Here is a 3,831-nt window from a genome sequence, read left to right on the forward strand (position 1 = left end):
GAGTCGTAAGGCAACTCCTTTGCCATTGTGAAATCTCCCTGATTGAACGACCAGGGCTGCGGCGCTGCACAGCCGATAGCAGCGGCCGACAGGGCGAAGGTGATGATTCTACGAACCACGGCCTTCGCTGCCTTTGGACTACTGAGTGGCGCTGTCATTGGCGGCCTCTTACCAACGGTGCGTCGGGATTAGTGGGTGTAATGGACGCATCGCAGGTGATGTGATCCTGGCCGGAAGGAGTGCGCAGGCCAGAGGGCACCGCTGTGTCGAACTTGATTTCATACCCATCGGGCAATGCGTCCTTGCCTGTGTACGAGTAGCCAGGAACGAGCGGATATGAAACGACATAGGGCTTAGACTGTCGCGCCTCCGAGACATAAACCCGCGAGCCATCCGCGACTACCGTGTAAGCCCTCGTATCGACGTATGGATCAAAGCTGTGCTCGAAGTAGATCATTCCGCGGAAGGTCCTTCCACCGTCGGTCGAGTACGCCAACATAGGATCGCAGCCACGATCGCCGCAAACAGTTCCTGGAGCAGTCGCAGCCGGGAATACCAAGTTCCTGCCTTTAGGGTCCGCGTTGATAAGACGTCCCTGAAAATTCTCTACGAGGCCCCGGCCAAGGTGGCTGCGGATTCCGGCTCTGGTATCGTTGTACCAGGTCTCGCCGTGGTTACAGTCCCGGTATTTCTCCAGCGTTACAAAGCGGTGATCGTCAATGCGGTATATCACCTGCGGCGGCGAATCGTAAGGCAATTCCTTCGCCATGAGAAAGTCGGCGAGATTGAACGACCAGGGCTGCTGTGCCGCACAGCCGATAGCGGCCGCCGACAGGGCCAGTGTAAAGATTTTACGAACCACGGTAGTTGTTCCCGTATTGAATGCGCTTTGCCTCCGCAATACTGGTCTCTTCAGCGACTGTCGCCCAGTCAATCGCTCCGGGCTTTTCTACCTCTTCGAATATCGCAGAGTTGAAGTACTGGTCGTACCCGCTCGTCCAGTCGGCGAGCTTGACAAGATTGAACCAGAAATCACGATCGTCGAAGGAATCGCAAAAACCTATCGGCACATCCCAAGCCACGACCCGCTTCATAAATTCTTCGTTCATGGGAAGCCTGCTGTGGTTGGTTGGCTCCGCGATATACGCGTCAAGCCGGTACGTCATTTCCTGCTGGTTTTCCTTTCTCCTTTGTTGTCCCGAGTTGCCGTACACGTCATCGACCGTGACGTATTGTTCTGGTTGGTAGATCGATCTGAAGTAGGGGTATGACGGGTCCCTATACGTTTGCTGAAGGGGATTATCCGGATCCTGTATAAGCGCCCCCATAGCGGGGGCACCTTTCCGCGGCTCATCGCAATCTTTCATTTCATCCGCCGTCAGCGGATTGGGCACCTTCTCAGCGTTGACCGTGACGGTCTGCTTCGGGTCGGGCACTTTCCAGAGGTGGGTAATGCCAAACAGTCCGCCCAACGGTCCGCGATTGCCATTCCAGAAGTCCGTCGGTTTTGCACCAGGCACAAGCTTGCCTGCTGCAATTGGAGGCAGCGTGCCAAACTTGCGCACACCCGGCTCGTCACCAACCGGCGTGCTGCGCGCGAGCATGCGCTGTTTGACAGTATCGCCAAGCTCGCCTAGCAGCTTGTCGCCCAGCCCTTGCCAGCCGATGCTTTGTAGAGGCGTCGTTCCCATTACACGGTCATGCGGTGTGAAGTAGACGTAGAGGCGACCGTGGTTATCGCGCTCAGGAACGCCATAGTTCAGTTCCAGGTCAGGGCGCCAGAAGTTCATGTCCTGTGAAGCCCCAACATGAAGCTGCCGCATCATTTCTTCCGTGTAGACCTGCTTGTCCTGCTTGATCCGGTTCGCCACCGCCTTGAATGTGTTGACACGAGCTTCCGCAGTCGGGCGTTCGCTGCCGCACGAAAGTGCATCCGTTGTCTTGTCGTCCAGCGCAAACGGCGAGTTCATCACGAACAGGGCGTCCGGTGCGCGCTCCTTGCATAGCAGCGTTGCAGCCATGGAGATCATCGTGCCCTGACTGTGCGACATCAGCGTAATGGTGTCGCGCGGGTTCTTCTTGCGAATCTTGTCTATCAGATTCGCGAGACGCTGCGCCGCATGCGAGTAGTAGATACGGGGCGGTGCGTCCTGCAACTGTCGGTCGGCCTCAGTGTTCAGACGCTCAAGGTCGAAGCCGTAGACGTGGCGCAAGAAGCCCTTATGGCTCCACAGTTGCTGGAGATTGTTGGTACCGTTCTGGAATGCACCGCCGCCCCAATACCACGGGCCTCCGTCCGCACAGCACGCCGGAGCCCACTCGTCGTTACCTTCGATATTGCGTAACGGTATTCTCCATCGCTTCAGGTCCTCATCGCTACTTCGATAGCCCCAGTAGAAGCGAATGACGGGGGAATTTCCAAGCTGCGAAATGCGTCTGGACGTCCTCTTTCTATCATCACTAATGTCCGAATATTTATTGGCTGACAACTCAGCCGAAGCGGTACGACCAAGGCGCGCGTTAAGTCCTTTGCATAATCCGTCTTCAGCGAAGTCATACCACTCACCCTGCGAGTTCACCCCATGCACAAAGATGATGACACCGGGCATGTGCGGCGGGACCCGCGCTTCGGCACGAACCTGATAGTCTGCCGGCGACTGGTAGGACTCCCAGAAGGGTTGTCCAAGGTGATCGCGTTGCATCGGCACCACGTTGGTTGCAACGTCATGCTGCCAAGCTTGTGGTTGCACGTCGGTTAGCGCGTCGGGCTGATTATTCAGCTCATCCATTGAATCAGGCTCCCTTGATTTTGCGAAGCATTAGCGTGATACCTTGCGCCACGTCATTTTGCGTCAGCACAGTCTCGCCCTTGTCGGTCGTCCCGCCTTCGACAATGCGACCGTCTGCCATCCGAATCTTGTAGGGTCGATTGGCAAGTGGCCGTCCGGTCACATCGTCACTGAGAATGAACCGCTCGTCGTTTGGCACAGTCGCCTGCCCGAACCTCGGCAGCGGCAGCGAAAGCGAACCCGGCCCCTGCTTGTCGATATCCGGCACCTTGAGGATGAGGCTACCCGCGCCGCCAATCTCGACGCTATCGCCATGAATCTTGATATATGCGGTGCCACCGCCCTGGAGCACGACGCCGTTAGCGGCGTGGGCCGTGAGCGTTCCGCCTGCGCTGCACAACTCGATGTTCTGCTGCGCGACGCAGTCCAGTCCGTCCGATTGCGCCTGGATCAGCACCTTTCCGCGCGCGGCGATCATGCGGATACCCAGGCGCTGCGCAAACAGCGATACGGCGCCCGCCGCCGACACCACCATGTTCTTCAGCGCGCTAACGTTGAAACCGCCGCTCGTCGCTGTATTGACGTCCTTGCCCGCCGCAATGGACACGCGATCCGGCGTTGCAAGCGCGATCCCCTTTGGAGACGAAAGCAGCATGACCGCTTCACGAAGCCCCGCCACGCTGTTTTTGAGCCACTCGTTTTCCGCCTTCAGGTCGGCGATTTCAGCCTTTGCAACGGCGGCGGCCTGCGCCAGGCCGTCAGCCTGCGCCGCCGTGATCCGCAACTGGTTCAAGGCAGCATCCATGTCAAGCTGTTTGCCCGAGGCGCGTTCCTGAATGTCGCTCGACAGGAACAGGCCGCCACCCGCACGCACCACCCCGGCTTTGTCGGTCCGCAGCTCGAAGCCCTCCCCCCGGCATTCGAGCCTGCTGTTGACGAGATAGCCGAGGTTCAACTGGCTCTTGCCTGAGTGCTCGGTGCTGAGCTTGATACCTTCCTGGCCTGCCCAGTCCTCCATGCGCAGCTTGTTGTTGCTCTGGGT

Annotated in this window: 3 protein-coding genes; all 3 read right to left on the reverse strand. The window is 58.2% G+C overall.

Features of this window, described 5'->3' with window-relative positions; genetic code table 11:
• Nucleotides 1-154: 154 nt before the first annotated feature.
• A complete protein-coding gene (locus tag F757_RS0129725) occupies nucleotides 155-862 on the reverse strand; it encodes a T6SS immunity protein Tli3 family protein (RefSeq protein WP_027214509.1) in 708 nt (235 codons plus the stop codon).
• Entirely contained in the window at nucleotides 852-2,789 is a 1,938-nt protein-coding gene (locus F757_RS34385) for a T6SS effector phospholipase Tle3 domain-containing protein (protein WP_051376901.1), read from the reverse strand. Before F757_RS34385 ends, F757_RS0129725 begins: the two co-directional genes overlap by 11 nt.
• 4 nt (nucleotides 2,790-2,793) lie before the next feature.
• Nucleotides 2,794-3,831, reverse strand: a 1,038-nt coding sequence (locus F757_RS0129735; protein WP_027214510.1) for a type VI secretion system Vgr family protein, incomplete at its 5' end; no start/stop codon positions are given.

This window comes from Burkholderia sp. WSM2232, assembly GCF_000472545.1.
Lineage (GTDB): Bacteria > Pseudomonadota > Gammaproteobacteria > Burkholderiales > Burkholderiaceae > Paraburkholderia.